This is a genomic window from Algoriphagus alkaliphilus, from assembly GCF_900103735.1.
Lineage (GTDB): Bacteria > Bacteroidota > Bacteroidia > Cytophagales > Cyclobacteriaceae > Algoriphagus > Algoriphagus alkaliphilus.
This window is the reverse complement of the sequence record NZ_FMXE01000037.1, coordinates 20,636-44,437: the sequence shown is the minus strand read 5'-3', so window position 1 is coordinate 44,437 and position 23,802 is coordinate 20,636. Positions and strand designations below refer to the sequence as shown.

Genomic DNA, 23,802 nt, shown 5'->3' with positions numbered 1-23,802 from the left:
GTTTTACATTTATAACAGTAAATATACTATTATAAAATCATAAAAAATATGGGCTATAAAGTTAAAATTCAAAGAGTTGAAAGAGGAAAAACCAGTTCCTATTATATCAATTTTCCTGCGGCTCTGGCAGAGTCTTGTGATATAGAAAAAGCAGAAGAATTGGAATGGGAGATAGAGGACAGGAATACCTTTGTTTTGAAAAGGGTAATTAAAAAAGAATCATTTCTGAAGAAGAAGGCTAAAAAATAAGAGAGGAACTATCTCTCTAATAGGGGTATAAGCCTTAAGTTAACGCCAATGCCCTCTGGGGTTATCCTTTCTGATAAACACCACTAAATCTATAATCCTTTCATCCCTTCGGGATTTAAAAGCCAGAATGGCTGGAATTATTATAGAATAGTTTGAGAATGCATGCAATAAAACCCCGCAAGGGGTGATATGGGTTTTAAAAACGATTTCCTTGGTTTAAAGGGATTTTAAAACAGAATATTATGGAGAAAAAAATTATAAAAAATTGATTATGAACACTTTTCCCAAGGAAACTTACATCGAAAGAAGGAACCAACTGAAGAAGAAAATGGGCTCAGGCCTGCTTCTTTTTCTTGGAAATGAAGAAAGCAGCGTCAACTTCAAAGACAACTGGTATCCGTTCAGGCAGGACAGTACCTTCCTTTATTTCTTTGGTTTGAATATGCCTGGACTCGCTGCAGTGATCGACATTGAACGGGATGTGGAGATCATTTTCGGGGACAATCTGACGGCTATGGCCGCAGGCAGGCTCGATTTCATGGATTGATAACTTGAAAGCGGCTTTCGCCCATGGGTGTCTTTTCGTACGCTGCCACAAGAAATTCCCGAAAATCCTCAGAAAAGTAAGGCTCCTGTGGGGAAAGTTTGACTTTTTCATTGAGCTGATCTGAGAAAAAGAAAACCAGGGTTTTGCCATATTTTGTATGGGGCTGAGCGTCGGCAAAATCCTTCATCCAGACTAAATCTGAATCCAAAACCCGAATTGCGTAAATCCGGAGTACTGGCCCGGTATTATTTTCATTTCGATAGAATCCGATTTCTTCATATTTTCCTTCGAATTGTTGCAATCCAGGCTGTGAGAGGCTGGAACTTACGATCTGAAACAGGATAATCAGTACCACTGCTCCGATCAAATAGAAAATCAGTTTATTCCTTTTCAAAAACTTTGGCGGGTTTACGGGGTTTAGACCTTAATTTAGCCCAAAATTCTGACAATGACTTTCGAGTACGTCAAGGCGCTTCATATCATTTTCGTAGTCACTTGGTTTGCAGGGCTTTTCTATATCGTCCGCTTATTTATCTACCAAACTGAGGCCCTTCAAAAACCTGAACTGGAACGAAACATCCTAAAACCCCAGCTTGACCTGATGTCAAGCAGGCTTTGGTATATCATTACTTGGCCCTCTGCTGTTTTGACACTGATATTTGGAACTTGGGTTTTGATGTATCGATGGGACTACATGGAGCTGGGATTCATGCATGCCAAATTGGGCTTTGTGGTTTTGTTATACATCTACCATGCTTTTTGTCATGTGCTGTTCAGGGAACTTCAAAGCGGGAAAGCAAGATGGACATCTACCCAACTCCGCATTTGGAACGAAGCTTCTACAATTTTGCTTTTTGCCATAGTATTCCTGATCGTCCTTAAGAGCACAATTAGCATGGTTTGGGGCATTTTGGGTTTGATAGGATTGTCCCTGACGCTCATGCTAGGAATACGGCTCTACAAAAAATATAGACTCAAAAAAGAAAAATGAACAGAACCTATATACTGCTGGGATTACTTGTGATTTTAGGATTTTCCTGTCAGCCGGCTTCCGAGAAAACTGCCTCGGCTGAGCTTCCGATCCTGGGTGAGCGCTACGCGGATGATAATCAGGACACCGTTTATCATAGAATTGCGGACTTTGCTTTTGTCAACCAAATGGGCGATACCATCTCCAATGAGGATGTTGAAGATAAAATCTATGTCGCAGATTTCTTTTTCACCTCCTGCCCTACGATTTGCCCGATTATGAAAAAGGAGATGCTCAGAGTGTATGAGAAATATAAGGATCAACCGAACTTTATGATTCTCAGCCATTCCATTGACCCGACACACGACACACAAGCAGTTTTGAAAGATTATGCCGAGAAGCTGGGTGTAGAAGATGCTTCTACCTGGAATTTCCTGACAGGAGAACAGGAAAGGATCTACGAAATCGGTCAAACCAGCTACCTCACGACAGCAATGGCAGATCAGCAGGAACCTGGAGGATTCCTTCACAGCGGAGCCTTCCTTTTGATTGATGGAAAAGGTCGGATTCGGGGCGTGTATGACGGAACCAAATCAGATCAGGTAGACCAACTGATCTCTGACATTCCAAAATTGCTCAAGCAATGAAAAAACTTGCAGGCCTTGCAATCATTTTCCTGGCTTTTTCATGTGCCCCCAAATCGAGTGACGAGACCAATACTTTGGCTCAAATCAGTGATCCGGAAGTAATGAAATTCGCTATTCCCGGCAAAAAACTCTATGAAAACTACTGCGGGAACTGCCATCAAGCCGATGGAAAAGGTCTTGGGAAACTAATTCCACCTCTTCGGGATGCTGACTATTTCAAAGCGAGTGTACACCGAACAGTCTGGATCATCCGCCATGGTCAAAAAGGTGAAATCATGGTAAATGGTGAAAAATACAATCAGGCAATGCCTGCAAACCCAAATCTAAAACCTTTGGAAATTGCGCAGATAAGCACCTACTTGTATAATATCTGGGGAATGAACGAAGGCGTGATTGTTTCCTCAGATGTGGAAAAATATTTGAAAAACGCCCCTGAAAACTATTGATCCTGTAAAAGTGAGTCGGCTTTGGTAAGCGCAGCCTTCATCAGTCGGTTGACTTCACTCACAGATTTCATCTGAGCTTCCAGATAGAACTTCACCTCCTCCGGTGTACGCGCTCCATCTTCAGTTTCATATTGCCGCATCCAAACAAACATCTCCTCGTAGGCATGATCCAACTCGACGGCCAAATCTTTCATTTGCTGAACCTTTTCGGGATCTACCGGATCCATTGCCGCCCATTCTCCGGCTTTTTGCAATGCTTTTTTCTCGAAGGATTTGAGCTGCCCCATCTTTGGCATTACCTCATCATGGACTGCGATGACCTCAGATCTTCTGACAGCATTCAATTCTTTTTGGTTGGGTCCGCAGGACTGCACTACGGCTACCAGACTAAAAACCAAACAAATACGTGCTAATTTCATTAAAATGATCTTTTGATGTTCCAAGGTACAATTTAATCTTGTAATAATTAAAGATATGGCTCAAAATGAGATCTTAACATAATTAGTATTTTTGATGTTAATTTTAAGCATTAATAGAACTGAAGATGAAACCATTTTGCTTTGCTGACGGGAAAATCATCCCGACCGAATCTGCCACAATCCATCCGATGGATTTGGGATTAATACGTGGGTATGGAATATTTGATTTCTTCCGCACGGTCAATCAATCCCCACTTTTCCTGGAGCATTATCTGGACAGATTTATTACTTCTGCCGAAAAAACCTTCCTTCCTTTGCCCTACAGTCGTGAGCAGCTACGAGAAATCATTTCGGTTTTGATCGAAAAAAATGATCTGACAAATGGGGGTTTGCGGATGGTTTTGAGCGGAGGAGTTTCGGAAAATCATTTTTCCCCCGCCGAAGGCAAGCTCTTTATCTTTGCAGAATCACTTTCGCTGCCTTCTGAGGAAAAGTATCAAAATGGAATAAAATTACTCAGCCTGGAATATGTGAGGGCAATTGCCGATATCAAAACTACCAATTATACGCTTCCGGTATGGCATAGCGTCAATTGGAAGAGGCTTGGTGCCGAGGACGTACTTTACCACTGGAACGGCTGGGTAAGTGAAAGCTCAAGAAGTAATTTCTTCATCGTGAAAAATGGGGTACTCCACACGCCGGACCAGCACATCCTCTTGGGAATCACAAGAAAACAAATTCTGGGAATTGCAAAAAATGTGGTAATCAGACCAATATCCCTCGAAGAAGTTTGGGAAGCGGACGAGGCATTTATCAGCAGCACGACAAAAATTCTACTTCCTGTGACACAGCTGGATGAGCGAAAAATAGGCTCCGGGAGACCGGGTCCGGTAACGCTGGATATTTTGGAAAAATTCAGAAAATTGGAAAGGGAAACAGTGGCCTAAACCAAAAAAAAAAGCTCCTCTTGGGAGCTTTTACTTTTTATTCCATTATCAATCTGGCATCCTTGAGGATATACATCAGCTTTTCGGGATCACTTGCGTTTAAGGTAAGCTTACCACGCACTTTGACCCGCTTGGATGTATATTTGATCGGACTGGCCATCATCACTTCCATGACTGTCTCAGGGCCTCCTGAACCGCAGAAAAAACACTCCGCCAAAGGAAGACTCGAAAGGATAATATGCTCTGGCTTAAACATCCCTTCAAAAGGAATAATATAACCATCTGCCTCCACTTCTTTTCCTTCCAGTTTCTTGATTTCGTCCGAGAAAACCGGAACATACAATTCACCGAATTTATCTTCGCTGATTTTGTAAGTAACAGCAGCTAGACTCTTCCAAACCCCCTGAGCATAAGCCCCTGCGGACACGAAACTGAAAAACAGGACTGCCGCCAGAATAAAACTCGACTTTTTCATAATTCAATTTTCTATTATTTCTGCTAATTACGCCTTTGTAAGCTGCTTTGCAATGCTTGTTTGATAAGCTGACCAAGCAGGAATGATGGATGCCAGCACACCTACTCCTAACGCATAAGCCATGATCCAAAGTTCTTGTTTTAAGAAAATCCATGGCTGAAGTGCAGCAACCACATTTTGATCACTTTGGCTGACCAGCAACCAAAGGAATGAATGGCCCAAAGCAATGCCCAAAACTGCGCCCAGGAAAGTCAGCATCAATCCTTCCAAAAAAATCAAAGCAAGCAATTGCGCTCGCGAGGCCCCAATCGCTCTCAGAATTGCCAAGTCATACTTCCGCTCTTTCAGCGAATTATATAAGGCAATAAAAATCCCAAGCCCAGCGATCACTATCAACACTACCGCCAAACCTTGCAGAAGACTGATGCCCACACCCAATAATTCAAATAACCTCGACATTTCAAATGAAGGAGATGCTGCTTGCATGGAAGTTCCGGAATTTATCATTCGCGGCAATTGAACTGCCGCGATGGGGTTACGGTATTGAAGCAACAGTGTGGTCACTTCCCGATCCTGATCAGAAATGGGAAAGCCGGTTTTGGATACCTCCGCATGAAATTTTGCATGTTCATCTGAATCATGATTTTCGGTGGTATCATGCCCTTCAGAGTCATGATCCCGGTCTTCGTGCGCTTCTTTATCACTTGCTTCTGCCAATGCGCTGCTTTCCGGTTCAACAGCTGCAGGCTCTTCATCATGAGTGTACCAAACCGATTCAATACTGGTCAAAATCAAACGGTCCACCACATTTCCTCGCGGCGCAAGGATTCCTGAAACCACGAAATTATGTTCATCGTGGTCATGACTTCCTTCACTGATCCCATGGCTTGAGGTGAATTCATCCCCGATTTTCAAGTTTAATTTTGCAGCAATTTCAGAACCGATCACTACTTCAAAAGGCACTTCCCAAGGCTTTCCTTCGGCAAAATCAACACCATAGAGTTCGAGATAATCGTGATTGGTTCCCACGATTCTGAATCCCTGAAAATTATCCCCCAGCGCCAGTGGAATGATTTTTTTCACCAGCCGATTTCGGGAGAGTCGCTGTGCTTCTTCCATTTTGATATTTCCCGTGGGAAAATCGATATGGTATACTGAGGAAAGAATCAGCTGCAGCGGACTCCCTTTTGCACCAACTACCAAATCGATTCCTGCCGCATCCTGATTCATCTTTTTCTCAAACTGGTCCTGAATCAACAGCAACACCGTAATGATCGCCAAGCCCAAGGCAAGGAGAAAGACATTCAATCCTGTAGAAAGCGGCCGAAACGTCAGATATTTCCAGCTGATCTTAAATAGATTCATGAGGCTAAGACTTCGATAAAATGAGGAATATGATTTTTCACCCGCTGATCATGTGTAACGATAATGAGTGCCGCTCCGATTTTCTGAGCTTGTGATTTCAGCAGCCGGATGACTTTCTCGGTATTTTCATCATCGAGACTGGAGGTAGGTTCATCAGCCAAAATCAACTTTGGATTGGTAACCAAAGCCCTGGCAATGGATACACGCTGCGCCTCTCCTTCACTCAAGGTCAAAACAGAAGTGTTTGCCTTGTCACCTATTCCCAACTCGGTAAGTAATTGGATAATATCCTGCCCCTTTTTTTTACTGAAAAAATGCGCCAATTCAAGATTCTGACGGACATTTAAGGCAGCAATCAAATGTGGCTTTTGAAAGACAATGCCAATGTTTTTTCCACGAAACAAATCCAGCTTTTGACCTGAGAGTGCTGAAAGTTTTACTCCATCAAGGATCACTTCTCCGCTCTTGGGATTTAGAAGTCCGGCTAACAGGTTGAGAAGCGTGGTCTTCCCACTTCCGGATTTTCCGAGGACCAGGAGTGCTTCTCCTGAATCCACCCTGATTTCAGGAAATGAAATTAAATCTTGGCCCGGATGGGCATACTGTAGGGAATTCGCTTTCAATAACATACTTTATTTCACGGGTATTTTGATCTGGAAAGTGGTTCCTTTGTTTACTTCACTTTCAAAAGTAATCTCTCCCTGCAAGACGTCCAGACATTTTTTCACTATCGAAAGACCCAGTCCAGAACCTTCTATAATCCCCACATTACCGGCACGGAAAAAGCGTTCAAAAAGTTTACCTTGCTCTGACTCGGGAATTCCAATCCCCTTATCCGAAACGATCGCCTGAAGTTTGTTCTCGCTGTATGCAATCTTAAATTCGACCTCCTTACCATCTTTGGAATACTTCACAGCATTGGATAGGAGATTTTCAAAAACCTGATAAAGTAATTCCGGATCAGAGGTGATGGTTTTTGGCATTTCCCCGATATCTGATTTGATTTTCACGTCATTATCGATCCCTGCTTTGACCGTGTCCAAAAGCTCCTTTACAAAAGCACCTGAAAAAATCTTTTTTGGTTTAAACTCCAATTTGTTTTCATCGGCTTTTCCAAAGAAGAGTACACTGGTCAAAAGGTTATTTAATGCTCTGACCGAATGCTCGATCTTAAATGCGTGCTTTGTGATTTTTTGCTTAAAAGGATGATCTTTTTCAGCATAAATCTGCAATAGCTGTGCAGAACTGAGAATCGAGGTTAGCGGTGTTTTAAATCCGTGCGACACATTAAGGACAATTCTGGATTTCAGCTCATTGATCTCCCGCTCTTTCTCAAGAGCTCTGGTAAGTTCCTTATTGGCCTCATAGAGTTCGAAGGTTCGCTGCTTTACTTTTTCTTCAAGTTCATTGTTAAGATTTTGAAGCTCTTTTTCCTTTCGGTCTTTGAAGATGGCCAGTTCAATCACCATGTTCAATTCCCGAATATTAAATGGCTTGATCACATAGGCACTTGGGTTGGTACCGACTACCTTGTTGAGCGTTTCCGCATCGGAGCTTGCACTGAGGTACACTACCGGAATATCATATTTTTCATTGATAATTTCGGTCGTTTTTATGCCATCGAGCTCTCCTGCCAGATTGATATCCATCATCACGATATCGGCCAAACTTTCCTCCAAAATTTCAAGGGCCTTTTCTCCGGTATCGGCAATTCCGATGATTTCGTGAGAATTTTTCTCTAAAGCTCGCTGCAGTAGAAGTGCCGAAACTGAATCGTCTTCAACTATGAGAATTTTCAATGTAAACATGGTGGACTCTGGAATAAAAGGTGGTATTGGGTTTTTGAAATTACAAAAATTACGCTTCGGGCAATGGGATTTCGACGATGACTCTGGTTCCTGAGTTTTTTATGCTTTGAATATCAATCTTTCCGTCGAGTAACTGCACCAGATTTTTTGTGATACTCAAGCCAAGGCCGGTGCCCTCAAAAAGGCGATCATGACCTTTACTTTCCTGCTCAAAAGGATCAAACATTTTACTCTGGAAATTTTCTGACATCCCAACTCCTGTATCGGTGACTTCCAAAATAAGTTGTTTGTCCTTCTTCTCGCATTCCACTGTGATCAGCCCTTTTTCGGTGTATTTGATTGAATTACTGACAATATTATTCAAGATCATCTCCATAAATCGCCGGTCAATTTTTGCATGAAAAGCGGGAGAAAGGAATCTAAAAGCAAAGTGGAGTCCTTTTCGATCTGCAGCTGCCTGGAGGGGTCTCATCACAGTTTCAACAAAGTTTTTCACATCAGTTTCTGCATATTCAATCGGGAATTTGTTTGCCTCCATTTTGGCCAAGTCCAACAGCGAGTTAATTGTCCCCAGTAATCTTTCGCCGCTTTGTAAGATGATATCCAGTTGGGAAACCAACTGCAAATCTTCTTTTTTGGTCATGATGATATGCTCCGCCCCCCCTATGATCCCATTAAGTGGTGTTCTGATCTCGTGGCTGATATTGGACAGCAGACTTGACTTAAACCGATTGGCTTGTTCGGCCTTTTCCTTTGCCTCCTTAAGTTTGTTTTGAACATTCTTTTGAGCAGAGATATCTTTGAAAACCGAAAGCACCAGACTTTTCCCTTCTTTATCCTGATCCAACATTACAGAAAACACCTCCATCTCCAAAGGTCCTGGCTTCCAATCTAGCTGCGCTTCAACAGAAATGCCTTGCCCGGGAGAATTTCTTGCACGATTGAGAAGGGTGTCCAAATAAAAATTCAGTGAAGTTTTGGAATTGAAAAGAACAGCTAGGGGTTGGTTTTCCAATTTTTTGATTTCAGTGCCCATCATTCTTGCAAAAGCCGGATTTACTGTCAGGATTCGTTCATTCTCAAAGGTGAGTATCATCCCATCCTGAGAGCTGTTCCACACATTTTTAAACTGTTGCTCGGCGATGACTTTGCTTTTGTTTTCCCTTTCTACAGCCGATTGAAGTATCCCGAGATTCTGGAGCTGTTTGAAAAATGTGTTAATCAGAATTCCCAAGGCTACCAAAAACAACACAGCAAATACTATAAACCAGGGCCGAAGGTAAAATGGACTTAAAATCTCAAATTCTTTAGACCTGAAGGTATCGGAAAACTCAAGTCCATTGTAGGAGGTTTTAAACTCCAGTCTGTAGCTGCCCGAAGGGAGATTGGAGAAGAACAGTTGATTGGACCGGGGGTCTTTCACAATTTCCCAGGGTGTCTGTTCATCACCTCTTATCAGTCGATGATGAACCCAAAGCTCCTTGGATTCATTGAATCCCGGCGCGAAAAATTCTACCTCAAGGGAGTTTTGGTCATAAGGCACTTTAAATTCTTCTGAGTTTAAAATCTCCCTATTTCCAAGTTTCATGGATTTCACAAATGCTTTAGGTGCCCCATAGGCAAAAAATTTTTCTTCAGGAAAATAAATTGAAAGTCCTTTCATCGTGCCGATCAAAACTCTTCCCGAAGCCGCCTCAATCAGTGCGCCCCTGTTGACTTCATTTCCTATTAGCCCATTGGATTCATCGTACTGGATGATCTTATCCTCTCCAATAACAACGACTCCATTGTCAGTCCCTGCCCAAATTTTACCAGTCTTATCTTTCATCAGGGTGTAAATAGGCCTGGTGATCGAACTCCCCGCATAAATAAAAAAACCCACATATCCCTCTCTATAGATTTTCAGACCGAATTCGGTTCCCAAGAGAATGCTTCCATCTTCCATTTCCAGAAAATCATATCCTTCGGCTAGGAAATAGCGTGGGGTTTCGATTATCGGGTACTGATTTTCTAATCTACTGGCTCGGAGGACCACCAATTTCCCGTTAGAAAGCTTTCCTGATTTTCGAAAATGCGGCGCTACATCCCCAAGCAATTTCAAAATCTCCGAAGTCAGTTCTTTTTCAAAAAATCCAGAATTAGGAGCGGAAATAGAGGAAATAAAAACACGCTTGGGAGATGTGATCAACAAACTATCTCCGACGGCCTGTACAGACGAAACATTAAGTCCCTCAGGTATTGGTAAAAAACTCACTCGCTTATAATTCGGCACAATTTTACCCAAACCTTTGAAATTGGCCGATACCCAAATCACTCCATTTTTGTCTTTCGAGAAATTTATAATTCTTTCATTGGGAGTCTGCGGGCCATCTTTCCCCTGATAAAGTGTCTCCACATCGAACCTGCTCATCTTTTGGATTCCATTGTTGAAGCCAAATAGAAATTCTCCCGGACTACTTTCTATACTTGCCGTAAACTCCTCTGCAAGGAAGACATCCATGTCAATTCCATAGTTTTGAAAAACCTGAGAATTATTTACTCCAATACCCCGACTTGTTCCTACCCAAAGTAAGCCTTCCCTGTCGATAAAAGCAGTTTGAATATAGACCGCTCGAAAAAGACTGGACAAATCAATCAAAACCGACCTTTTTCCTGTATGATTATACTTTTTGAGATGGGAATTATAGTGGTAGAAAACGTTTTCTCCCGAAAAAACCAATGAAAAATAGTCCTCCTCAACGAAATTGATGGTTGAAAAGTCCTGATCAATTATTTCAGTTGGAAATTCAGCAGCGGGTCCACTTGCCAAATAATCTTTACCCAAAAAATAATACGTTCCGCTTGGAGATTTCTTGATCAAAACCGGAGAGGATGGAAGAGGAACCCCTCGAAACTGGTATGGGAATAATTCACCGCTCTTAAGCTCAAATGTTCCATTTTTAAAAATCAGTATAATCTTATCTGCCACTTCAGACACAGCTAATAAGTGTCCGGTAGCAGAGATGTCTCTACTTATTTTCCTTTCGATTCGCTCTCCGTTCTTCCAGGCCACCAAATCTCTCCCGGTTTCGAGGAAAAATAATTTTTCAGTGCTTTTTCCAATGCTGAAAAGATGGATTTTGGAAGAAAAATAAGATTTTAGACTATCGGAAAATTGGAATTCCGACCATGCATCATGTTTCCTTTCCAACACTGTTGGAAACCCACTAGCATTGTAAATCCATAAAATTCCATCCTCGTCCTTCAACAGCCCAATTTTATAGACAAACCTCCTGATAAGCGTATCCGGCAATTCGTAAGTCTCGATTCCATCGGAATAAACCACTCCCCGACCAGTCGAAAACCACATCCGCCCAAGCGTATCCTGTTCGACCTGTAGAACATTCTGGACATTGAGCCTGACTCCCCGGGGCTGTGTGTTGAATTTGAAATTTTGCGCAGCAAGAAACCCTTGGACTAGGAAAAGACTTACAGTCAAAAGTACGGCTGGCAGATGGCGCAAAAGCATGAAACGAAAATAGGAAATCAAGCATGACTCTGCGGTGTCACACAGAGGAATGATTATCTGTCATGCGAAGATTCCCTGTCCGTCGACAGGCGGGCATGTGGCCATTAAAGTACAAATTATAAACACATGAAATGCCCATGAGAAAAGATTCTCACACAGGGGAGTAATTATTTTGGGCATTCCATATGGCATTTAAAAAACAAATTATAATCATATGAAAAGATTCCGGTCACCAAATTACATGGAGATTGTTTCGCTTTTCTTTTGTTGGCGGGTGGTTTCTCTTAATTTTGTGACAAACTTAAAAAATCGAAGCATGAGTGTACTAGTCAATAAAAATTCCAAAGTGATCGTACAGGGATTCACTGGGTCTGAGGGCTCTTTCCACGCACAGCAAATGATCGAATACGGAACCAACGTAGTCGGTGGTGTGACTCCCGGCAAAGGTGGATCGGTACATTTGGAAAGACCTGTTTTCAATTCAGTGGAAGAGGCAGTTCAAAAGACAGGTGCTGATGTTTCCATTATTTTTGTACCCCCTGCATTTGCTGCAGATGCAATTATGGAAGCAGCCGATGCTGGTATCAAAGTAATCATCACCATTACAGAAGGAATTCCGGTGGCAGATATGATGGTTGCAAAGCCATACATCAAACAAAGAGGCTGTGTATTGATCGGGCCAAACTGCCCTGGCGTGATCACTCCGGGCGAGGCGAAAGTGGGTATTATGCCTGGCTTCGTCTTCAAAGCTGGCCGTATAGGCATCGTTTCCAAATCAGGAACCCTGACCTATGAAGCGGCAGATCAAGTGGCAAAAGCTGGTCTTGGCGTATCCACTGCTATTGGTATCGGTGGTGACCCAATCATTGGAACTTCCACCAAACAAGCTGTAGAAATGCTCATGAATGATCCTGAGACTGACGCGATTGTCATGATTGGGGAGATTGGCGGAAACTACGAAGCAGAAGCTTCAAAGTGGATTCGGGAAAATGGCAACAAAAAGCCGGTTGTAGGATTCATTGCCGGACAGACAGCACCTCCGGGTCGCAGAATGGGGCACGCCGGTGCAATCATCGGAGGAGCGGATGATACCGCTGCTGCCAAAATCAGAATCATGCGAGAAAACGGAATCCATGTAGCGGAGTCGCCTGCAGAAATTGGTGCCGTGATGGCAAAGGTTTTGGGCGTTAACGTTTAAAAAAAAGGTAAAGCGAGTTTTTAAACTTGGAAAATAAAATCAGAAACCGCCTCGGATTGAAAAATTCGGGGCGGCATTATTTTTTCCCAGCTGAAAAGCTATTCACTTTTTGTATTTTCAGTCCATGCACATGAATGGATCCTTTATTTCAGACCAGTTCTATTCCAAAAATGTCCGAGATCTTCACCCCCGACATTTGAGAATGGCGCGGCATAGTGACCCAGTTTATGAATGTGCAGCGTTGATGGCAAGTGAAAAAGTGAGTTGCCTTTTTATAGGCAATTCCCCACAGGAGATTGTCGGCTACATCACAGACATTACCCTTCGGGATCGATTATTGGCTGCACAGCTTCCTTCTGATATTCCTGTTTCACAGATTATGGAACATGACATGGTTAGCATTCATCCCGACGCAAGTCTGGTTGAAGCCTTGATCCTGATGTTTCAGACAAAATCCCGGTATCTCCTGGTGCGGGAAGGGGATGAATTTATAGGTTGGATCAGCAGGACTAAAATCCTTACTGAGCAAAGCCAGGGACCGTTCATGTTTATCCAGTCTGTCAAAGAGGCCAGACAAATCCCCGAACTCCGTGAAAAATGGGCCCGAATGCCTGAGATTATTCATCTTCTCAATACACGGGGGATGAAAGCTGGGCTGATCAATCAGATCATTACCACGGTAGCTGACACCATCACCCAACGGGTCATTGAGCGGGTGATTAAAGTAATCGGACCCGCCCCAGCCAAGTTTGTCTTTATTGTGTTCGGAAGCGAAGGCCGTGGGGAGCTCACTTTAAAAACTGACCAAGACAATGCGATCATATATGAGGACAAGGCCAATGAACATCGGGAAGAAGTACGTGCCTATTTTCTGGATTTTGCCACTCGGGTTTCCACTGCACTGGATCAAATAGGGATCGTCTTTTGCGAGGGAGACCTCATGGCCATGAACCCCAAATGGACGCATTCGCTCTCTCATTGGAAGCGAAATTATGACGAATGGATTTCGGATGCCTCGCAGGAGACTGCCATGAATTACGCTACATTTTTTGACTGCCGGGCTATCTATGGAGCGTTTCCACTTTTGGAGGAATTAAAGGAATACATGGGAAATCTCCTAGAGAAAGCCCCCGAACGGTTTTTTATCAATCTGGGTCACAATGCACTCCAATATGAACCTCCTCTGACATTTTTCAGAAAAATAAAAGCCGAAGAAATCGATGGTGAAAAGCAACTCAATCTCAAGCAAACCATGCGACCAATCGTCGATCTGGCACGGGTGTATGCATTGAAGCATCGGATTTTTGACACCAATACAACGAAGAGAATCGATGGATTAAAGGAAAAAGGAGTGTTTTCTGCAAAAGAAGCACTTGAACTTACCCAAGCATTCGATTATCTGATGAGTTTAAGACTGGAAAATCAAACGCTTTCGATTTTGGACCAGAACCGAAAACCAAAAAACTACTTAAAGATCAAAGCGCTTACAAAAGTACAGCAAGTAACCCTCATTGAGATTTTTAAAGTTATCGAAGAATTCCAGGCCAGAATCAAGTTATCCTTCACCCGTAGTCTATAATTTCTCGCTTCAAAAAATACTTTTATAAATTTTTTATAAAAGTTGTTTTTTATTCATCAAAGTTTTTTAATTTTGAATCATAGAATAAATTGCTGTTCAGATCATTAAAGTCTGCGAAAATTTTGGTGAAATATTCCTTGTCAAATTTTTATTTGGCAAAGAATTCTTTGACTGCGACAGAAAATTTGGCACCCAACAAGATTCAAAACATTAAACCTTACACCCACTAAACTGACCCATCAGTATGCTAAGTAAGTATCCCCTCTCCGAAGTAGAAAAGGCTTTTTTGGCCGAATCCGGAGTAGAAAAAATCTCGACCCTGATTCCTTACCTGACAGTAGACAATTTTCCAAAGCTAGGCTTACTTACCGCATGCCGTTTTTTGGAATGGGCAGCTGCAAATCCCGAAGGTGTGATCAGTTTGCCAACCGGAAAAACCCCGGAGTTTTTTATCAAGTGGACTCAATTCTTACTTGAAAACTGGGAGAGTAAAAAAGGGAAGGATGTCCGTGAAAAATACGGACTTGGGAACATCAAAAAGCCGGTCTTGAAAGATTTGACCTTCGTGCAGATTGATGAATTCTACCCCATCTCTTCCAAACAGCACAATAGCTTCTACGACTACGTCAATAAGTTCTACATCAACGGCTTTGGGCTTTCGAAAGAAAAAGCCATCCTGATCAATTCCGATGAGATCCCATTGGCAAACGGACTCCATTTCAAGGAAGTTTTTCCCGATCTGAAAGTGGACCTTTCGCTGAGATTTCGCGACCCGATTAATGAGTTGGAAAAGCTGCAGCAGCAATCCATCTATATGATCGATCAGTGGTGTGGAGAATACGAGCAACGAATCCGGGACAAAGGCGGCATCGGCTTTTTCTTGGGAGGTATAGGGCCTGACGGCCACATAGCCTTCAACACCCGTGGGTCACATCTATTCTCGGTGACCCGACTGACCGACACCAACTTTGAAACCCAAGCTGTGGCTGCAGGCGATTTGGGTGGAATCGAGGTCTCATCCAATCGTCTGGTCATCACCATCGGCCTAGACACGATCGTGTACAACCCTGAGGCGGTAGGAATCATCATCGCAGCCGGAGAGGCTAAAGCAGGTATCGTCCGCGACTCGCTGGAGACAAAAATGAACAACGTCTACCCTGCCACAGTCCTTCAAAAGCTGAAAAATGGCCGCTTTTATCTTACCAAAGGTGCAGCCGTAAAGCTCACCGACTCTATGGACGCTTACTTTCAAAAGGGTGAATGGACTTTTGAAAAAACCGAACGGGCAGTCATCGAGCTTTGTAAAAAATTGAATAAATACGGTCACCGAATCAAAATTGAGGATTTGAAAGCCGATAATTACACCAGACTTATTCCGGGGCTTTCTGAAGACACAGTCAATCAAGTCATGCGAAGCACTGAAGCCAAACTTACCAAAGGGCTGGAACAGGAAAGCAATGAAATTCTTCTTCACACCGGACCTCACCACGATGACATTTCCCTCGGCATTCTTCCGCACATCACCAATCAACTGAGCGAACCTACCAACGAGGCGCATTTTTCGGTGCTCACATCGGGTTTTACAGCAGTGACCAATACGTTTGTGATTGATACGCTTCAGCATACCAAAAAACTTTTGGACGAAGGGAAAATCCAAATGGTCAATTTTGAAGACTTTTTTGATGTAGGCTACAGCCTGAAGACTGACAAAGACGTCTACCACTTCCTGACTAACGTTGCTTCAGAAAATCCTGATGCCCGTAAACGTGGCCTTTGCCACAGGGTGGTGAGAGCGATTGTCATCGTCTACGGAGTGAAAAACAAAAGCCAGCTTCGAGAGACTATTAACGAGGTGATCAGCATACTTAGAAATTCCTACGACGGGGAGAAAAACCCATCGAAAATCCAAAAGCTCAAAGGAATGATCCGGGAGTTTGAAGAAGAATTGGTATGGGCTCATTTTGGTGTTCAGGTAAAAAATGTACACCACCTCCGACTCGGCTTTTATACAGGTGATATCTTCACCGAACAACCCGACAAAACCCGCGATGTAGAACCGATCGTGGAAATGTTTCGAAAAATTAAACCCACCAAGATTAGTTTAACACTCGATCCTGAAGGTTCAGGACCCGACACACATTACAAAGTACTTCAGGCAACGGCCGAAGCTGTCAAAAAATGGGGAGAAGAGCACGATACCAGTAACCTGAGAATCCTGGGATACAGAAACGTCTGGTTCAAATTTGAGCCGCACGAGGCCAATGTGATAGTACCCGTTTCTCTTGGCGACATGTCGGTGATGGAGGATTCCTTCTCCAATTGCTACCTGAGTCAAGTCAACGCCTCTTTCCCAAGTTACTCGCACAATGGCAAGTTTAGCACAGTAGCCAAGCGTACCTGGGTGGGACAATTGAATGACATCCAGTTACTGCTGGGCAAAAACTACTTCTACCTGCATGAGCGGGCAAAAGTAAGAGCCAGTCACGGTCTGATCTTTTTCAGAGATATGAATGTGGATGAGTTTTTGGCCACTGCCAGAGAACTGGAAAAATCCATTGAAGGAATGCTATAAGTCAGTCTCAGGTCTCAAAACTAATTTTGAAAGCAGCCGGGAATTTTCCGGCGGCTTTCTGCCTTAAACCTATTCATCAACCAAACAATAGCCCAAAGCGAATGGAAAAAGCCATTTTAGGATTAGATATCGGCGGCACCGGCATCAAAGGCGGCATCTTGATCAAAGGACATCTGGAAGACATTCGCTCAATTCCCACTCCCGCTTTAGAAAGTAAGGAGTTTATCCTTGAAACGATTGCTGACTTTATAGATACCTATTCCCATTATGATTTTGTAGGCATTGGGATCGGCATACCCGGACTTGTAGACACACTGGAAGGTATTGTTTTGGGTTTGGCTAATATTCCTTCCTTTCAGCATGTGGAATTAAAAAAATTCCTGACTACGCGTTTTTTGAAGCCTGTCTTTGTCAACAATGACGCAAACTGCTTTGCGATAGGTGTCCACAAATATGGAGTGGGGAAGCCTTTCAAAAACCTGGTGGGCATCACTTTGGGAACCGGCACCGGCGGGGGAATTGTCATCAATGGACACCTTTATTCCGGACTCTTCTCTGCGGCTGGAGAATGGTGCAGTGCACCCTATCTAGACCACAACTATGAGTATTATTGTTCCGGGAAATTTTTCCAAAATTTCTACCACAGCAAACCAAAAGCTTTGGCTAAACTAGCTTTGGCCGGTGATCCCGTAGCCTTACAGGCATTTGATGAATTTGGTCAGCATTTAGGCGAATTGTTTAAGATAATCATGTATTCCCTGGCTCCGGAAGCCATCGTGTTGGGTGGTTCGATCAGGAAAACGTATCCTTTGTTCAAAAAATCTCTTCTGAAAACCTTGGAAACTTTTGCCTATCCATCGGTATTGGGAAATCTGAAAATTCTGATCTCTGAACTTGACGAGACTGCGATTCACGGTGCCGTAGCACTGGTAGACGTGGAAGAGGATATGGTTACAGCATAAAAGATAAAAGTTGGTTTAACAAGTCAAAAAGGCGGTTTCTCGGGAGACCGCTTTTTTCGTTACTGTTGGATCTTTTTCCTATAAATAAATAGAACTGGGTTTTCCTCTAATTGGGGCATCAACTTCGTCAGATAATCTAGATAAGGATTTGACTCCTCAGAAGTCCCCAAAGCTGCATAAATATCATTTGGAAAAAGATTGATTATCATTTCATTCGCATGATAATTTATCGGGAACAAACCAGGGAGGTTTTTCACCAATCCATCTAAATCGTTCATAAAATTTTTAACAACTTTAGCTGTCTTATCGGTTTTGTTAAAAGCCAAAATATTAATTCTATCTCCAACGTGAAAATTAATTAAAACCAAAGAACCAAGGTCCAGCACCTGGTCACCTACATTTAACAAACTCCTTTCTCGAATTTCGCTGTAAACTTTACCCATATGAATTTTTGGCTTTTCATTATCCCATGGAAGAGCCTCTGGCGAAAAAACTTGATCCTCCGGGAGGTTAAACGCATACACTTGGACATCGTCAGGAGTAATAGCATATAAATTTTTGGATAGGACCTCTTTGAAATAGGTTACTCCGCCAGTTCCGGGATAAAAAAACTGGTGTTTGTTACCAGCCTCCATTATAAAGTTGTTCTCAGCTAGTTTAAATGGAACTTCAACAAATTTTAAATTGTGATCTAAATATTGCAAATCCACTGCAAGATCATCAGGTGTGGGTTTAGCAATTAAAAATCCATTTTGATAGGTAATCAAGTCTGCGAAATTTTCACCCAAGACAAATTTATTTTCAAAAAGGAAATTCCCTTTTTGGTCGAAGGCTAAAATCTTTCCCAGTGAAAGGTCTGTAATAAAAATAGTAGTCTCATCTTTCGAGATAAAAAAATTAGATACCCTAAGGTACTCACTTGGTCCTCCGCCAGTCCCAGAAAAATAATTCAGCAAACGTCCTTGATAGTCGAATACAAATAAAGATTCAGCTATCGTTCGGTCAAGCACATAGATGAATTCATCAGTAGTGATCACCTTGGATACTTCGCCAATCAAGGAATTTGGCGTAACCTCCAGTGGAACAATCAGGGTAGTATCAAAAAAATCAGAGAAGCTTAAATCTATATTTCCCTGAGGATTGACAGGTATTTGGTAGATTTGTTCTACACCGTTATTTTTATTTCTCTCACAAGAGAAGAATGACCCAAAAAGTAAAATAAACAAGTAAAGTGAATTTTTCATGTCAAAAATATGTAAAAGAGCCCTAGTAATAAGGGCTCTTGGAGTTTTATCAACAAGGTGGCTCAGTTTCGTCCATACATGCACACATTGATCCTGCATGGAATTCACATACTGACCAAGTCTGGAAATAACTACCACAAAATTTTATCTTATCAACCTGTTTATAATGCAAAGTATACTCAGGGCAAGACATTGTCTGCGCTTGTACATTTGACGTGTTTTGAATCAAAAAGATTGACCCAAAAATCAGGGAACAACATATTCCCCATTTGATCATTTTACTTTTCATGTTTTTTGAAGTTTAAAGTTTCTTAAAGAAAAAAAAAAAAAAACGATAAGAACCAATCATTTCATAAAAAATCAGAAAAATTCTTCGTGAATTCAAAGTTTAATTCGACATGTACTTCAACTACCATTCTATCAAAATTTTCTATCCCGATGAATAACATTTTAAATTCTAATTTGCGCAAAACTGTTGTTCCATGCCCAATTCCACCCTCAAAGTCGCCCTTGCCCAAATCGCTCCCATTTGGCTCGATAAAGCCGCCACCTTGGAAAAGGTCAAAAAATCAATTAAAGAAGCTGCGGAAAATGGTGCTGAGCTCATTGTATTTGGTGAAGGTCTAGTCCCCGGCTATCCCTGGTGGCTGTCGATCACTCATTCTGCGGCTTGGGACAACCGAATCCAAAAAGAAATTCACGCCCACTATGCCAGAAATGCAGTTCAAATCGAATCAGGTGACCTAAATGAAGTCCAAAAATTAGCCGCAGCGCATCAGATTGCAGTCTATCTGGGAATCATCGAGCGACCCATTGACCGTGGCGGACACAGTTTGTATTGTTCCTTGGTGTACATCAATCAGCAGGGCGAAATCTGCTCCGTCCACCGTAAACTCCAACCCACCTACGACGAGCGACTAACCTGGTCACCAGGAGACGGACACGGACTTCAGGTTCATCCACTCAAAGAGTTTACTGTCGGGGGATTGAACTGCTGGGAAAACTGGATGCCCCTTGCCAGAACAGCCCTTTACGGATTGGGAGAAAATCTCCACATCGCAGTGTGGCCCGGAGCGGTAAGGAACACTGAAAACATCACCCGAATGATCGCGCAGGAAGGTCGATCCTTCGTGATTTCCGTCTCTAGTCTGATGCGAAAGAGTGACTTTCCAACCAATACGCCTCATCTGGACGTGATTTTGGAAAACTGCCCAGAAACACTCGGAAATGGCGGCAGCTGCATCGCAGGACCGGACGGAAGTTGGATTTTAGAGCCTGTGGCAGATCGTGAAGAAATCGTTTATCAGATTTTAGACTTCAATCGTATCTTGGAAGAGCGGCAAAACTTTGATCCTGTGGGACATTATTCCCGACCGGATGTATTGCAGTTAAAAGTAAATCGAGAGCGTCAAACTAGTGTGCATTATGAATAAATCTAACTAGTTACACTTTTTTAGTAATTTGATCAGCTCACAATTATCCCCAACTTTGAGACTTTAAATTTCAAGTTCACTATGAATAAATTTGGATTCGGATTTCTTATCGCCCTGATTTTATTTGCTGGGTTTTGGTTTTTCTACAATGGCCAGCAAGAGCGTGAGGAGCTGCGAGCCAGTTCGGAATTGATCCAAAAACAAGTCCAGCAAGTCGGGAAATTAATCGTCACTGAAGGCTATTATTCAAAGGTTTTCACCTTCAAAAACTCCCAAAATCTCTTTTTGAACCTATGGACTTCAGATAAAAAAGCGCTGGTCATCGTTAATGCAAAGGCCACTGTGGAATATGATCTTCGGCAGCTGGAGACAGAAATCGACGAGCCAAACAAAACTTTAATTCTGAAAAAAATCCCGGAGCCCGTCTTGAATATTTATCCGGAAATCGAATACTACGACGTGACGCAGGATTATTTTAATTCCTTCGAGGCTAAGGATTACAACAAAATCAAAAACTCCGTTACAGCCCAAATCAGAACCCAAATTGAAAAATCAGATCTGATGGAAAACTCACGGGAAAGGTTGATGGTGGAATTGACCAACCTCTTTGTCCTGACCAAATCCATGGGATGGACACTGATGTATCAAGGAGAAATTATTGAAGATCGTGAGCAACTGGAGCTGATTAAAAGGTAGGATTATTGTCAGATGTCGGTTGTCTGATGACCGATGTTGGGGGATTTCTTCAACATTCGAAATTCATCATTCGATATTCGAAATTTAAAGTTGGAAGACCGGAGACGGAAGATCATTTCGACATTTGATAAGAAAGAAATCTTTGGAAATTAGCGATATTAGTTTTGTTAAAACCCTAGAAAAAAAAATCCCACGAAGCTTCCTCCGCGGGACAATAAATCCGAAATCAACAATCCGAAATCCGAAATCGTTAAGTTCCTTTCCTCCTCGCCGTGGTTTGTGTCTCCACAAACCACTCAAAATCACAAACCTCTCCCTGAAACCGCCAGCGGAATATCCGTTAAGTCCTGAACTTTGATCGATTTACCCTGTTCAATGGATTTTCGGGCCGCAATTCCGACCAGACAGGACATTGCCCCGTCCCTGCTTCCCGCTGATTGCCTCCAGGGATCTGCCGCATTGGTATCCAGGAATAGCTTATCCTTGAGTCTGGTATCCCCTCCACCATGTCCTCCACCGCCCTGAGGCACCGTGATGGTGTAGCGCTCTCCGAAGTTTTTCACAAGCACAAGTTCATCTTCGTTCTTTTCATCCCAAGGCTGACTTTCCTTGATCCAGGCTTCCAACCGCCCTTTGGTTCCGTTGAAGGCAATTCGATAGCCTTCGTAAGGAGAATAAGTAGTCAGGGAATAGCTCACCTGAACCTTATTTTTATACTTAATTTGAACAGCCATCTTGTCATAAATGTCTATCTCCTCCCGGAAAACACAGCCATCCCGATGATAGCCGTCATACTTTTCATTGTCTACATAGAGCTTGGTCAGGTGCTCACTCTTGGTGATGTCCCAGTGAAAATCACACTTGGAAGCATGGGGACAGCCCCGGCAAGTTGTAGAGCGGAATGGGCCATTTTTCCCATAAAACTCCAGCTCACCAAATGCATGAACCTCCTCAGGGTCAGAATCCAACCACCAATTGAGCAGATCAAAGTGGTGGGTAGACTTATGGACTAAAAGCGTACCGCCAAATTCCCGCTTCCCATGCCACCTGCGGAAATAATCCCCACCATGAGAAGTATCCAGGTACCAATGAAAATCCACAGAAGTGATCGTACCGATCTCTCCTGCCCGAAGCAATTCATAGAGTTTTTGGCGATGCGGAGAATAGCGGTAATTGAAGGTGACGATGAGTTTTTTACCCGACTTGCGCTCTGCATCCAGTATGGCTTTGATCTTCACCTCATCAGTGGTCATTGGTTTTTCAGAAATTACGTTCATGCCCGCTAAAAGCCCCTTGACAATAAACTCATGGTGATTACTGTCCATAGTGGTCACGATGAGCACATCAGGTTTAGTCTTGGAAAGCATTTCATCCGCATTCGCGAAAAGCGGGCAATTCAAACCCATATATGTCTGACCATACCTTAGGCGGCCTTCATTCCTATCTGAAAGCCCGACAAATTCGACCTGATCTTTGTAAGCACGAATGACATCTCTGCCCCACATCGCCAAGCCTCTTACTCCAGTCCCGACCATGGCAAGTTTCATTTTTTGTCCGGGGCGGTCAAACTTACTCAATGCCTCAGCAACGGGATGGATAAAAAACGAGCCTGCAAGCGCAGCCCCTGACTTGGCAATAAAATCCCTCCTAGATTGATTTTCTGTTTTATTCATGGTTCTTTGGGTTGATTCGGTTTTATGATTTGGAAGTTAGGGAAAACTTAAAAACGGCACATTGAAAATTACGGAATCGATTTTTATTCAGGATTAATGGAATTAAGGAGAAAAGGAGAATTGAATTACTCTAATTTTAAACCATGAATACCAAAAGTATGGAGCGAAGTATTTCTATCAGTGGACTTTTCCGTATCAGCAGACCGGTCAACCTGCTGATGGTAGCTTTCGCTCAGTTGATGACTGCTTATTTTTTGGTGGAAACAACTCCTGTAGGGCTTCCTGTATTACAAGATTTCCGATTATACCTGCTTGTGCTTTCCACGGTTATGATCACCGCTGCCGGCTACATGATCAATGACTATTATGATGTCAAAATAGACTATGTCAATCGTCCTCATGAGGTAGTAGTAGGAAAAAGTATCAAACGCCGAATGGTCATTTTCCTCCACACCATTCTCAATTTCAGCGCCATCGGGCTTGGCTATCTGGTCTCACCCAGAATTGCGGTTGTCAATTTTATTGCTGCATTTCTTCTCTGGCTTTACAGCAACAGACTAAAAAGAGAGCCTTTTATAGGGAATTTAACCGTGGCTTTTCTCACAGGTCTTTCCATTTATTTGGTAGCTTATTTTTACCAAAAATCAGAATTACTGGTATTGACCTATTCAATCTTTGCATTTTTCCTAAATCTGATCCGTGAAATTATCAAAGATATCGAAGACCGCCCCGGCGATCGGAAACATGGCTGTCGTACACTTCCCATTGTGATTGGCTTTCGTAGAACTAAACAGGTGATTTTCTTGATTGCCTTTGCGTTTGTCTGCTCCATTTTGATAGTTACCTTCAAAATCAACAACCCTGTTCTGTTCGTTTATTTCGGTGTTTTGGGGATTGTATTTATGTGGTTTATGCGAAAAATCTATCTGGCCGACCGCAAGGACCACTTCAAGCAACTTAGTATTATTTCCAAAATCCTGATGCTGGTGGGTACACTGAGTATGGGGTTTTTGTAAGTACGATTTACGAAATACGATTTACGAGGTGCTGAGTAGAGTTTGGCC

The 23,802-nt window shown here is 42.6% G+C and carries 22 protein-coding genes; 13 read left to right on the top strand and 9 right to left on the bottom strand.

All coding sequences use genetic code 11. From position 1 onward, the window contains the following. Positions 1 to 48: 48 nt before the first annotated feature. Both BLQ81_RS19055 and BLQ81_RS19050 read left to right on the top strand, forming a co-directional pair. On the top strand, positions 49 to 249 hold the full coding sequence (locus tag BLQ81_RS19055) for a hypothetical protein (RefSeq protein ID WP_092728614.1): 201 nt from the start codon (positions 49 to 51) through the stop codon (positions 247 to 249). Between the two features lie 271 nt (positions 250 to 520). Then, a complete protein-coding gene (locus BLQ81_RS19050) occupies positions 521 to 796 on the top strand; it encodes an aminopeptidase P N-terminal domain-containing protein (protein WP_092733710.1) in 276 nt (91 codons plus the stop codon). On the opposite strand, the gene BLQ81_RS19045 is transcribed toward BLQ81_RS19050, so the two are convergent. Further along, positions 786 to 1,190: a hypothetical protein gene (locus tag BLQ81_RS19045; RefSeq protein WP_092733707.1), complete on the bottom strand. Its 405-nt coding sequence runs from the start codon at positions 1,188 to 1,190 to the stop codon at positions 786 to 788. The genes BLQ81_RS19050 and BLQ81_RS19045 overlap by 11 nt on opposite strands. A gap of 54 nt (positions 1,191 to 1,244) precedes the next feature. Here BLQ81_RS19045 and BLQ81_RS19040 point away from each other — a divergent pair, with 54 nt between their 5' ends. Genes BLQ81_RS19040 through BLQ81_RS19030 form a run of 3 tightly spaced genes read left to right on the top strand, consistent with a single transcriptional unit; the run spans position 1,245 to position 2,859 of the window. Beyond that, positions 1,245 to 1,787 (top strand): CopD family protein, encoded by a 543-nt coding sequence (locus BLQ81_RS19040; protein WP_092733704.1) that lies wholly within the window; start codon positions 1,245 to 1,247, stop codon positions 1,785 to 1,787. Next, complete coding sequence (locus tag BLQ81_RS19035; protein WP_092733701.1) at positions 1,784 to 2,413, top strand: SCO family protein; 630 nt, start codon at positions 1,784 to 1,786, stop codon at positions 2,411 to 2,413. The genes BLQ81_RS19040 and BLQ81_RS19035 overlap by 4 nt, the downstream gene beginning before the upstream one ends. Further along, entirely contained in the window at positions 2,410 to 2,859 is a 450-nt protein-coding gene (locus BLQ81_RS19030; protein WP_092733698.1) for a c-type cytochrome, read from the top strand. Before BLQ81_RS19035 ends, BLQ81_RS19030 begins: the two co-directional genes overlap by 4 nt. On the opposite strand, the gene BLQ81_RS19025 is transcribed toward BLQ81_RS19030, so the two are convergent. Further along, positions 2,853 to 3,278 (bottom strand): hypothetical protein, encoded by a 426-nt coding sequence (locus tag BLQ81_RS19025; protein WP_092733695.1) that lies wholly within the window; start codon positions 3,276 to 3,278, stop codon positions 2,853 to 2,855. The two genes, BLQ81_RS19030 and BLQ81_RS19025, sit on opposite strands and share 7 nt — an antisense overlap. 125 nt (positions 3,279 to 3,403) lie before the next feature. Here BLQ81_RS19025 and BLQ81_RS19020 point away from each other — a divergent pair, with 125 nt between their 5' ends. Continuing rightward, positions 3,404 to 4,225: an aminotransferase class IV gene (locus tag BLQ81_RS19020; protein ID WP_092733692.1), complete on the top strand. Its 822-nt coding sequence runs from the start codon at positions 3,404 to 3,406 to the stop codon at positions 4,223 to 4,225. A 37-nt stretch (positions 4,226 to 4,262) separates the two neighbouring features. On the opposite strand, the gene BLQ81_RS19015 is transcribed toward BLQ81_RS19020, so the two are convergent. The 5 genes from BLQ81_RS19015 to BLQ81_RS18995 are packed head-to-tail and all read right to left on the bottom strand — an operon-like array spanning position 4,263 to position 11,381. Continuing rightward, positions 4,263 to 4,700 (bottom strand): hypothetical protein, encoded by a 438-nt coding sequence (locus BLQ81_RS19015; protein ID WP_092733688.1) that lies wholly within the window; start codon positions 4,698 to 4,700, stop codon positions 4,263 to 4,265. Positions 4,701 to 4,727: 27 nt separating this feature from the next. Then, positions 4,728 to 6,065 carry an FtsX-like permease family protein gene (locus BLQ81_RS19010; protein ID WP_092733685.1) on the bottom strand — a complete coding sequence of 446 codons (1,338 nt, stop codon included), beginning with the start codon at positions 6,063 to 6,065 and terminating at the stop codon, positions 4,728 to 4,730. Next, the gene (locus BLQ81_RS19005) at positions 6,062 to 6,694 is read right to left on the bottom strand and encodes an ATP-binding cassette domain-containing protein (RefSeq protein WP_092733682.1); all 633 of its coding nucleotides are present in this window, start codon (positions 6,692 to 6,694) and stop codon (positions 6,062 to 6,064) included. The genes BLQ81_RS19010 and BLQ81_RS19005 overlap by 4 nt, the downstream gene beginning before the upstream one ends. Before the next feature lie 3 nt (positions 6,695 to 6,697). Continuing rightward, positions 6,698 to 7,873 (bottom strand): hybrid sensor histidine kinase/response regulator, encoded by a 1,176-nt coding sequence (locus BLQ81_RS19000; protein ID WP_092733679.1) that lies wholly within the window; start codon positions 7,871 to 7,873, stop codon positions 6,698 to 6,700. 49 nt (positions 7,874 to 7,922) lie between these two features. Then, positions 7,923 to 11,381 carry a PAS domain-containing sensor histidine kinase gene (locus tag BLQ81_RS18995; RefSeq protein ID WP_092733676.1) on the bottom strand — a complete coding sequence of 1,153 codons (3,459 nt, stop codon included), beginning with the start codon at positions 11,379 to 11,381 and terminating at the stop codon, positions 7,923 to 7,925. Between the two features lie 316 nt (positions 11,382 to 11,697). Between BLQ81_RS18995 and sucD the strand changes: the two genes are divergently transcribed. The 4 genes from sucD (at position 11,698) to BLQ81_RS18975 (ending at position 17,692) form a co-directional block, all read left to right on the top strand. Further along, complete coding sequence (gene sucD, locus BLQ81_RS18990) at positions 11,698 to 12,579, top strand: succinate--CoA ligase subunit alpha (RefSeq protein ID WP_092733725.1); 882 nt, start codon at positions 11,698 to 11,700, stop codon at positions 12,577 to 12,579. 130 nt (positions 12,580 to 12,709) lie between these two features. After that, complete coding sequence (locus BLQ81_RS18985; RefSeq protein WP_317042043.1) at positions 12,710 to 14,158, top strand: DUF294 nucleotidyltransferase-like domain-containing protein; 1,449 nt, start codon at positions 12,710 to 12,712, stop codon at positions 14,156 to 14,158. A 244-nt stretch (positions 14,159 to 14,402) separates the two neighbouring features. Beyond that, positions 14,403 to 16,730: a PIG-L family deacetylase gene (locus BLQ81_RS18980; RefSeq protein WP_092733670.1), complete on the top strand. Its 2,328-nt coding sequence runs from the start codon at positions 14,403 to 14,405 to the stop codon at positions 16,728 to 16,730. A gap of 101 nt (positions 16,731 to 16,831) precedes the next feature. Further along, positions 16,832 to 17,692, top strand: a complete 861-nt coding sequence (locus tag BLQ81_RS18975; RefSeq protein WP_092733667.1) for an ROK family protein — start codon at positions 16,832 to 16,834, stop codon at positions 17,690 to 17,692. 59 nt (positions 17,693 to 17,751) lie between these two features. Here BLQ81_RS18975 and BLQ81_RS18970 read toward each other — a convergent pair whose 3' ends face one another. Continuing rightward, a complete protein-coding gene (locus BLQ81_RS18970) occupies positions 17,752 to 18,936 on the bottom strand; it encodes a 6-bladed beta-propeller (protein ID WP_175454284.1) in 1,185 nt (394 codons plus the stop codon). 482 nt (positions 18,937 to 19,418) lie between these two features. On the opposite strand from BLQ81_RS18970, the gene BLQ81_RS18965 reads away from it, so the two are divergent. Continuing rightward, on the top strand, positions 19,419 to 20,369 hold the full coding sequence (locus BLQ81_RS18965) for a carbon-nitrogen hydrolase family protein (protein WP_092733661.1): 951 nt from the start codon (positions 19,419 to 19,421) through the stop codon (positions 20,367 to 20,369). An 81-nt stretch (positions 20,370 to 20,450) separates the two neighbouring features. Further along, positions 20,451 to 21,065, top strand: a complete 615-nt coding sequence (locus BLQ81_RS18960; protein WP_092733658.1) for a DUF4230 domain-containing protein — start codon at positions 20,451 to 20,453, stop codon at positions 21,063 to 21,065. 302 nt (positions 21,066 to 21,367) lie between these two features. On the opposite strand, the gene BLQ81_RS18955 is transcribed toward BLQ81_RS18960, so the two are convergent. Further along, positions 21,368 to 22,738 carry a Gfo/Idh/MocA family protein gene (locus BLQ81_RS18955; protein WP_092733655.1) on the bottom strand — a complete coding sequence of 457 codons (1,371 nt, stop codon included), beginning with the start codon at positions 22,736 to 22,738 and terminating at the stop codon, positions 21,368 to 21,370. Positions 22,739 to 22,881: 143 nt separating this feature from the next. Between BLQ81_RS18955 and BLQ81_RS18950 the strand changes: the two genes are divergently transcribed. Then, positions 22,882 to 23,754: a geranylgeranylglycerol-phosphate geranylgeranyltransferase gene (locus BLQ81_RS18950; RefSeq protein WP_175454283.1), complete on the top strand. Its 873-nt coding sequence runs from the start codon at positions 22,882 to 22,884 to the stop codon at positions 23,752 to 23,754. The last annotated feature ends 48 nt before the right edge of the window (positions 23,755 to 23,802 follow it).